Genomic DNA, 8,663 nt, shown 5'->3' with positions numbered 1-8,663 from the left:
ACCGCGTCGTCCGCCAGCATTGCCAAGAGCAGCAAGTGTACCGGATCGACCACTACCTGGTCAAAGAAACCGTCCAAAACTTGATGGTATTGCGATTTGCCAATGCCATCTTTGAACCCCTCTGGAATCGCAATTATATCGATCACATCCAGATTACCGTTGCTGAAACAGTCGGCGTCGAAGATCGGGCTGGTTACTATGAATCCGCTGGCGCACTGCGAGACATGATTCAAAACCATTTGATGCAGGTGTTTTGCCTCACCGCAATGGAACCACCCAACGCCCTCGATGCTGACTCGATTCGGACTGAAAAAGTCAAAGTCCTCGAAGCTACCCGCCTCGCAGATGTCCACAATCTTAGTCGATCGGCTATTCGGGGACAATATGAAGCAGGCTGGATGAAAGGCGACCAAGTACCGGGCTATCGCGAAGAACCTGGCGTCGCGCCAGAATCGGTGACTTCCAGCTTTGTGGCGATGAAATTTATGGTCGATAACTGGCGGTGGAAAGATGTGCCATTCTATCTGCGGACTGGTAAACGTTTACCAAAAAAGGTTTCAGAAATCGCCGTCCAGTTTAAAGAAGTGCCGTGGCTGATTTTCCAATCAGCTTCCCGTCAAGCCAACCCCAATGTGCTGACAGTGCAGATCTATCCGAATGAAGGCATTTCGCTTCAATTTGAAGCCAAAATGCCCGGAGCAGATCTCCGCACCCGCACGGAGAATATGGAATTTAACTACCAAGAAGCTTTTGGTGTGAAGTCTTCTGATGCTTACGACAGGTTATTGATCGACTGTATGCTCGGCGATCAAACTCTGTTTACTCGCTCTGATGAAGTCGAAGAAGCATGGCGGATCGTCACCCCCGCACTGTCAGATTGGGAAGCTAATACCGATCCGAGTTCGGTTTCGCTGTATGAAGCAGGTACTTGGGGGCCATTAGCTGCTGAAGATCTGATCAATGATGATGGTCGAAAGTGGCATCGATCGTAAATAGTTGGGAGTGAGGAGTTGGGAGTTAGGAGTGACGGAAAAATAATTCTCCCGGCTTCCCGCTCCCTGCCCCAACTCTCATCTGCCAACTCCCATCTGCCAACTCCCATCTGCCAACTCCCATCTGCCAACTCCCATCTGCCAACTCCCATCTGCCAACTCCCATCTGCCAACTCCCATCTGCCAACTTCCAACTCCCAACTTATGAGTACTCAATCCCCACCAGTCGTCTCCCTCCGTGCGCCGAAGGATGTTTCTGTCGCTGATATCGAACAGGAATTAGGCAAAATCTGGCAAGACTATCAACCAGAGAGTCAAACCCAAGATGCGATCGTGGCTACTCAAGCTACGACCTTCACATTGATGGTGTACGAGCCAGAACCGACACAGCACATGCTAGCAGTGTTGGGTTTCTATAATGGGCCGATCGATGGTATTTTTGGCCCCGCTCAAGTTAAAGCAATTAGAGCCGCTCAAACTGCCTATCAACTTCCCAAGACTGGTAAGCTCGATCGCGAGACAATGAGCAAAATCGAGGCTGCTTACCACGCTCGGATTACTGCTACTCACGATACCCATGCGATCGCGATTGAAAAAGATGTGGACAATCGCGGCTATGTAGTCACAGATGCGATCGCCAATACCAATCCCCGGCGCATCGTCACCCTCTGTCCGGTCATCAGCAGCGAAGATGCTGGCGTCACCGCTCAGGTGTCCGTCTATTGCCCGATGAAGAAACAATCCTCGCAATCCCTCGTGGGTAGTGAATACGTGACCTTGAGAGCCACGCCAGACGCCTTAGAGCGCAACGGTGAGAGCATCGCGAATCTTGCTGTGTCCGACTATCCCCAATTCTTGTGGTGGAAAGATACCCCCACACCGATCAAACCGCTATTTTTACAGCTAGCACAGAAAGCACATGCAGCGATCTTTGATTCGGCTGAGTTCGTGCAGAGTGAGGCTGAATTATTGCAACTGCATGAAATACTCGATCGGGGGATTCCCGTCATCGATCTCAACTGGCGGAGGATTGCTGGCTGGCAAGAACTCACCGCTGAAGCCTTCGATCCGCCAGCCAGACGGAAGGATATTACTGAGATCGATCGGGTAGACATTAACTACGAAGCGGGTAATCCCGCCCAGGCACTCATGTTTCTCGGATGGCTCTCCAGTCGCCTCCAATGGCAACCCGCCAGCTACAAGCATACTGGCGGCGACTATGACTTGCGCGAGGTAGATTTTGTCGCCCCCGACGGACGCAAGATTCATACCGAACTCGCCGCGATGCCTACTGCGAATGTCGGTGATATTCCAGGCGATTTGATGGGTGTCCGCCTCAACTCCACCAATCCTAAAGCCAACTGCATCACCGTCCTCTGCTCGGAAGTCGCTGGCTGTATGCAGATGGAAATGCGCGGCGGTACTCAAACCGCCCGAGTCGAGGAAGTAACTTCTCTCGCCGAGCGCAGTGCCGAAGATTTACTCGCTGAGTATCTCCAACGCTGGAGTCGGGATCTACTCTATGAGCAAACGATGACTGTAGTGGCTCAGATTTTGAGTAAAGTAGGGTAAGTTATTGGGTAGGTTGGGTAGCGGATGCGCGCACGCCTTTGTTCCCCGACGGTTTAGCGACCCAAATCACGCGGAGGTTCCCTCCGCATGTGTTTGGGTCAAGACAGCGGCTCGCAGCCGGGAGGTTCCCTCCCGGATTATGCGAGACAAGACAGCGCACCAAGCAGAGCGATAGCGAAACCCAACTATCTCACAAACACCCTAGAAATGTTGGGTTTCATTCTTCAACCCAACCTACACCATATGAATCAGGAATCTGAGTTTCCGTTTGAAAGAGCAAGACGAGTTAAACCAGTAGAAAATCAAGAATTTGGAGCTGTGCTGGTAAAGCAATTTAGGATCGATCTCAAAAAGCGCAATCGTCCAGTTAAGGAAGAAAACAAGATTTCTCCTCTCGATCGACACAAGTATTATGGCTTACAATAACTTTTCCTTGCAAGATGTAATAGATCGATTTGAAATTAACTTACTTGAGTCAACTTTCTGTGATTCTTTACCACCAGCCACCCCACAAACCGAATTTTTAACTATTTTTGGGCAATCTTTACCATTAGCACAAAGAGCTAGATCCGAGAAAGCTAAGTCAGAATTATTAGTCAGCCCAATTTTAGTTGAAGTACGGCGACTGGTTGGCGATCGAATTCAGTTATTTTCTGGAGAAGAGTTTAATGTAGATCGAGATCGAGGCTTGAATGGTTTCTGTGATTTTCTGTTTAGCAGATCGACAACCTCTTATGTAATTCAAGCGCCGATTCTCATGTTAGTAGAAGCAAAAAAAGGGGAGTTAGATGTTGGGCTAGGGCAATGTATCGCAGAGATGTTTGCCGCTCAGATTTTCAACCAAGCTAAAGATAAAGTTATTCCAGTTATTTATGGCTGTGTTACCAGTGGTAAGTTATGGCAATTTCTTAAATTAGAGGGTAAAGATGTAACAATCGATATTAACGAATATCAAGTTACCCCTGTCGAGCGGATTCTGGGCATTCTCAAATGGATGGTGAGTAGCGATCGAAACTAGTAAATAGTTGAGATAGAATCGTAGGTTGGGTGGAGCGACAGCGAAACCCAACTATCTCACAGACACCTTAGAAATGTTGGGTTTCATTCTTCAGCCTAACCTACATTAGCTAAATAATACAAAATATCGTCCGACTTATAAATTAATCCTTTTAATTCGGCTTCTGTAAATATAGCTTTCAATATCGCCTCATCTCTGAATTCTGTAAAGTCCTGTGTTCCTTTATTGACAAATTCGTGTAAACGGAAGAGATCGAATCCATCAATCTGACCTTCACTTCCAAAGTCCCAATCTACTCGACCAGATTGTAGATTAACACAGCAACCATATCCATGTAAAAAGTAAAATATTTTGCCTTCAGGATCTAAATATCCTAATTGAGATATTCCTGATGCCTGCCATTCCAATGGATGTTTGGGCTGTTCCAATCCTTTGTATCGCTCGAATAAATCGATAGCTTCTTTTACTTTAGATTGATATTCATAGATTGACATTATAAATCTCTCTAGCATTTAACATTAAAAATATTAGATAGTGGGTTGGTTAGAGGGAGGTAACAAGATAAGATTGTATTGTGGGTATCGACCACCGTCTAAATTTTAAGCCTTTTTCATATTAATAATTTTCCTATGTTAGATATCCGCGCTCAGATTGCTACCGAACTCGACTTAAGCCCTAGTATCGTGCAAAATGTCCTAGACTTATTTGCCGAGGGAGCCACGATTCCGTTCATTGCTAGGTATCGGAAAGAGCGCACGGATGAGATGAATGAGATCGTGTTGCGGGAACTGGAAGAAAGATTTAATTATCTGACAGAACTGGCGGCGCGAAAAGAGAGTATTCTGAGTTCGATCGAGTCTCAAAACAAGTTAACTCCAGAATTGCGTGCCAAGATCGAGAACAGTTTATTAAAAACCGAGATAGAAGATTTATATTTACCCTACAAGCCCAAGCGACGTACTCGGGCGACAATTGCTAGAGAAAAAGGCTTAGAGCCGCTGGCTGAATTAATTCGCTCTTTAAATAATGTTAGTGCCCAGTCTGTAGAATTAGAACCCGAAGCTGCTAAATATATCGACGAGGAGAAAGGCGTCAAGACAGCAGCCGAAGCTCTTGCTGGTGCTTCAGACATTATCGCTGAATCGATCGCCGACAAAGCCAATTTACGTGCCTATGTGCGGGAATATATTCAGTCGGAAGGGCAGTTTGTTTCCAAGATTAAGGATGATGTGACTGAAGGCTCGACGAAGTTTGAGATGTACCGGAAGTACTCTGCACCTGTTAGTAAAATTGCGCCGCATAATTTACTTGCTCTCTTTCGCGGTGAAACTGAAAAGGTGTTGAGTCTGGACTTGGAATTTAGTGAAGATGATATTTGTGAGTATTTAGCAGCTCAAGAGATTAAAACCAAAGTCCCGGCAATTCGAGAGTTTTATCAGGCGATGCTCAAAGATGCTTTCAATCGGTTGATGAAAACATCGCTGGTAAATGAAGTTCGAGCTGAGTGTAAATTGCAAGCAGATATCGGCTCTATTTCTAATTTTGAAACCAATCTGCGCGAGTTATTATTATCGGCTCCAGCGGGGATGAAACCGACACTGGCGATCGATCCTGGCTTCCGCAGTGGTTGTAAAGTTGCCGTATTATCGGAGACGGGAAAATATTTGGCTTATGAAGCAGTATTTCCCCATCAAGCAGCAAATCAACGTCAACAAGCGGCTAATACAGTTAGACAGTTTATCAAAAAATATCATATCGAATTAATCGCGATCGGGAATGGTACGGCTGGACGCGAAACCGACCAATTTGTCATCGAGCTTTTGGCAGATCTCGAACCAAAACCGATTAAAGTAATGGTGAATGAATCGGGAGCATCGATTTATTCGGCTAGTGAAGTGGCGATATCGGAATTTCCCGATTTGGATATTACCGTGCGCGGTGCAATTAGTATCGGTCGCCGTTTACAAGATCCTTTGGCAGAGCTAGTAAAAATCGATCCCAAGTCGATCGGTGTCGGTCAATATCAACACGATGTAGACCAAAAGTTACTTAGAAAAAAACTCGACGATACCGTCGAAAGTTGTGTGAACTATGTTGGTGTCGATCTCAATACGGCATCGAAAGAATTACTCGCATTTGTATCTGGTTTAAGTCCCGCAGTTGCTAACAATATCATCGCCTATCGGAACGAGCATGGAGCTTTTAAAAACCGCAAACAACTGCTCAAAGTTGCTAAGTTAGGGCCAAAAGCTTACGAACAAGCCGCCGGATTCTTGCGCATCCGCGATGGTGAAAACCCGCTGGATAATACCGCCGTCCATCCTGAAAGTTATCCAATCTTGGCGGCGATCGCCAAAGATGTCAATATCCCTCTGACAGAGCCAACTAAATTAGGCACACAACTCAAACAAGTAGACCTGAAGAAGTATATTACCGAGACAATTGGCGAACCCACCCTCCGCGATATCATCGGCGAACTCGAAAAACCCGGACGAGACCCTCGCGCAGAATTCAAATATGCCACCTTCAAGGAGGGAATTCAGGAGATTACCGATTTAGTCGTTGGCATGGAATTGGAGGGCACTGTGACCAACGTAGCCAACTTTGGAGCCTTTGTAGACATCGGCGTGCATCAGGACGGATTGGTACACATCTCCCAACTCTCGGATAACTTTGTCAGCGACCCCAATCAGATTGTCAAAGTCGGGCAAGTTGTGAAGGTCAAAGTCTTGGAAGTTAATGCTCAACTAAAACGAGTGAGCCTGACGATGAAAACTGGTGCGACAACTAACGATCGTCCATCGCCACAACCGACGATCGCACGTAGCAATAAACCTCAAGTATCATCAGCTAAGCCAGCGAAAATATTACCAAAAACACCACCAGCACAGCCGGAATCGACTCAACCAGCAACACTGGCAGATTTACAACGCAAGTTTGGCAAGAAAAACTAGGCTTTGCTAGATCCCAGCCAAGACAGCGACTCGCGCACGCCACTGTTTTCCGAAGGTACACTAAAACTCAACTAAAAATCTTGGCAATCCTACCTTCGGCTGGATCGTAAGTTAGTTCGATGCGGATATAATCGGAAGGTAGATTTGATAATCTCTCAGCCCACTCGATCGCGACGATGCCTAATTCATTCTCTAGTCCCAACCAATAGGATTCGAGATAAAGTTCGTCTACCTCTGTAGCATTTAAGCGGTAGAGATCCAAATGATAAAGTGGCAACCTGGCACCTAAATATTCATTAATAATCGTAAATGTCGGACTGACGATCGCATCTTGGATCTCTAGTCCCAAAGCTAAACCTTGCACTAAAGTGGTTTTCCCACTGCCCAAGTCACCTGTCAATAGCAATACACTTCCTGCTGGCAAAGTTTTACCTAGTTCGCTTCCTAGAGCCTGAGTAGCCTTCGCATCTGGTAATCGGCAGATCCGTTCGTTCATGTCGCACTTAGATTTTAGACTTCAAGATCGGTCGATTTAAACAAACTAATTTGTACTCAAAGTAGTTATTACCAGTTAATAATTATAATCCGAGCTAACCTTTTACCTTTTACCTTTTACCTTTTACCCCTTCAAGCCGACTTAATACCCCGAGCCAATGGCGTTACTTTCACATTTCGGTATGCGGCAGACTCTTGAGCGCGGCGATAGAAATGAATCAACGCTTTAGCGAGCCGACGGGGGTTGTGGCGGAGATAGCGAGTATCGGGATCTTCTTCCATCACATTGACAGAAAAGATACTCCGACCCAATTGTTTCACATCCTCACGATCGAGCAATACGGGATAAGAATTTTCTTCAGCATAGTACTGGAGACAACCCGCCGACGGGGGATTTTTCTGAACCAATACGGCATCAAATAATTTGTGACCGCAAGCCCTGTCGATACTTTCGATATGATCTGCTACTGTATAGCCTGTCGTCTCTCCTGGCTGGGTCATAATATTGCAGACGTAGAGCCGAGGTACTTGACGTGCTGCGATGGCTGCGGCGATTTCTGGGACGAGGAGGTTGGAAATGACACTCGTGTACAGACTCCCTGGCCCCATAATAATATAATCGGCTTCTTCAATGGCGGCGATCGCCGCTGGTAAGGCGGGAGGATTGGCTGGAGAGCAGCCAATTTCGACAATTTGACCATCAGAGCCACCAATATTTGACTCGCCCTCGATCGTCCTGCCATCAGCTAGTCTCGCCCATAACGATACATCGGTTAGTGTCGCAGGTAACACTCGCCCCCGAATTGCCAATACTTTAGAGCTAGCGACGACCGCACGTTCCAAATCGCCTGTAATTTCTGACATCGCCGTCAGAAATAGATTGCCGAAACTGTGTCCGCTCAAGCCGTCCCCAGCCTCAAATCGATATTGAAACAGTTCGGTCAATAATTTCTCTTCATCAGCGAGGGCAGCAATACAGTTGCGAATATCACCAGGAGGTAGAACTCCAAAATCTCGCCTCAAACGTCCAGAAGAACCCCCATCGTCAGCAACAGTAACGATCGCGGTCAAATTGGCACTATAGAGCTTTAAGCCTCTAAGCAGTGTCGATAGACCAGTACCGCCGCCAATTGCCACAATTTTTGGCCCGCGATTGAGGCGGCGATTATTCCACAGCATATCGAGCAGGGTTTGTCCGCCATCTGGGCGTAAAACTTTACTGATTTCGCCTAGCGAACGGCTATGACCCCAAAACATCAGGAACAGACCGCAGCCCAGCACTATCGGCCCCGATAAATAATGCGGAATCACTCTAGCGACAAACTCAATTACCCTGTCCACGAGCTGGAATAACCAGAAAATTGGCGTCAACTTCAGCCAAATCGCCAAGCCCAAAATCGTCATCAAGACGCCAACATAAATCGTGAATAGCCAGCGTTTGACAAAAATCCCTGGCGATAACCACTGAACTAGTCGCCGGACGCTAGAATATTTTCCGTCCTGTGAGGGGAGTACACTACTACCACGACTTAAATTCCTGATTGCTCGTTTGAAGAGACCGATCGACATTATTTTTTGATTAAAAATAAGAGAATTTTTAAAGTTATAGATAGACTTGAGATGAGTCAATCT

At 46.5% G+C, this 8,663-nt stretch carries 9 protein-coding genes; 5 read left to right on the top strand and 4 right to left on the bottom strand.

Annotated features, from left to right (window positions below; genetic code table 11):
• The coding region (zwf, locus tag RMO35_RS12790) for a glucose-6-phosphate dehydrogenase (protein ID WP_309741669.1) at positions 1-992 on the top strand (992 nt) is incomplete at its 5' end.
• 25 nt (positions 993-1,017) lie between these two features.
• Here zwf and RMO35_RS12785 read toward each other — a convergent pair.
• Entirely contained in the window at positions 1,018-1,179 is a 162-nt protein-coding gene (locus RMO35_RS12785; RefSeq protein WP_309741668.1) for a hypothetical protein, read from the bottom strand.
• 17 nt (positions 1,180-1,196) lie between these two features.
• On the opposite strand from RMO35_RS12785, the gene opcA reads away from it, so the two are divergent.
• The 3 genes from opcA (at position 1,197) to RMO35_RS12770 (ending at position 3,582) form a co-directional block, all read left to right on the top strand.
• On the top strand, positions 1,197-2,564 hold the full coding sequence (gene opcA, locus RMO35_RS12780; RefSeq protein ID WP_309741667.1) for a glucose-6-phosphate dehydrogenase assembly protein OpcA: 1,368 nt from the start codon (positions 1,197-1,199) through the stop codon (positions 2,562-2,564).
• Positions 2,565-2,807: 243 nt separating this feature from the next.
• Positions 2,808-2,990, top strand: coding sequence for a hypothetical protein (locus tag RMO35_RS12775; RefSeq protein WP_309741666.1), 183 nt, complete (start codon positions 2,808-2,810; stop codon positions 2,988-2,990).
• Complete coding sequence (locus RMO35_RS12770) at positions 2,977-3,582, top strand: hypothetical protein (protein ID WP_309741665.1); 606 nt, start codon at positions 2,977-2,979, stop codon at positions 3,580-3,582. Before RMO35_RS12775 ends, RMO35_RS12770 begins: the two co-directional genes overlap by 14 nt.
• A gap of 95 nt (positions 3,583-3,677) precedes the next feature.
• Here the strand turns inward: RMO35_RS12770 and RMO35_RS12765 are convergent, their stop codons facing one another.
• A complete protein-coding gene (locus tag RMO35_RS12765; protein ID WP_309741664.1) occupies positions 3,678-4,076 on the bottom strand; it encodes a DUF6896 domain-containing protein in 399 nt (132 codons plus the stop codon).
• 135 nt (positions 4,077-4,211) lie between these two features.
• On the opposite strand from RMO35_RS12765, the gene RMO35_RS12760 reads away from it, so the two are divergent.
• Positions 4,212-6,536, top strand: coding sequence for a Tex family protein (locus RMO35_RS12760; RefSeq protein WP_309741663.1), 2,325 nt, complete (start codon positions 4,212-4,214; stop codon positions 6,534-6,536).
• 67 nt (positions 6,537-6,603) lie between these two features.
• Here RMO35_RS12760 and tsaE read toward each other — a convergent pair whose 3' ends face one another.
• Both tsaE and RMO35_RS12750 read right to left on the bottom strand, forming a co-directional pair.
• Positions 6,604-7,032 carry a tRNA (adenosine(37)-N6)-threonylcarbamoyltransferase complex ATPase subunit type 1 TsaE gene (tsaE, locus tag RMO35_RS12755; RefSeq protein ID WP_309741662.1) on the bottom strand — a complete coding sequence of 143 codons (429 nt, stop codon included), beginning with the start codon at positions 7,030-7,032 and terminating at the stop codon, positions 6,604-6,606.
• 131 nt (positions 7,033-7,163) lie between these two features.
• Positions 7,164-8,600, bottom strand: coding sequence for a YvcK family protein (locus RMO35_RS12750; protein WP_309741661.1), 1,437 nt, complete (start codon positions 8,598-8,600; stop codon positions 7,164-7,166).
• Positions 8,601-8,663: the final 63 nt, after the last annotated feature.

It is taken from the genome of Chamaesiphon sp. OTE_20_metabat_361 (assembly GCF_031364565.1).
This window is presented reverse-complemented; position numbering and strand designations above follow the sequence as displayed.